This window comes from Paraburkholderia sp. EG304 (assembly GCF_046543485.1).
Taxonomy (GTDB): domain Bacteria; phylum Pseudomonadota; class Gammaproteobacteria; order Burkholderiales; family Burkholderiaceae; genus Paraburkholderia; species Paraburkholderia youngii.
The window spans coordinates 1-522 of the sequence record NZ_JBKGUA010000304.1 but is presented as its reverse complement, the minus strand read 5'-3'; the positions used below and the strand labels follow the sequence as shown (position 1 = coordinate 522).

Sequence of the window (522 nt, the reverse complement as noted above, 5' to 3'; positions counted from 1 at the left end):
AAGCAGATCTCGATGACCGACCCCGACTCACGCTCGATGATCTCGCAAGCCAAGGGTACGGGCGTGGTTGGCTACAACGTCCAGGTAGCCGTCGACACCCGACACCATCTCATCGTCGCCCACGAAGTCACGAATGTCGGCAGCGACCGAACGCAGTTGAGCCCGATGGCTAAAGCCGCGCGCGATGCGATGGGCAAGAAGAAAATCAAGGCACTGGCAGACCGCGGATACTTCAGCGCACCGGAGATCAAGGCGTGCGACGACGCGGGTATTGCGGCGCTGGTGCCAAAGAGCCAAACCTCCGGTGCAAAGGCTGACGGTCGGTTCGACCGGGCCGACTTCATTTACATCGCCAAAGATGACCAGTACCTGTGTCCGGCGGGTCAACGTGCGATATACAGGTACACGTCCTTTGAGAGTGCCAATCTGCTGAAACTGCGGACCTACTGGAGCAGCGCCTGTCCGCGCTGTCCGCTCAGAAACCAGTGCACGCCGGCTCCTTACCGGCGCATTCGCCGGTGG

The 522-nt window shown here is 60.7% G+C and carries 1 protein-coding gene; it reads left to right on the top strand.

The features are described from left to right. The coding region (locus ACLFKU_RS43995) for a transposase (protein ID WP_410853424.1) at positions 1-522 on the top strand (522 nt) is incomplete at both ends.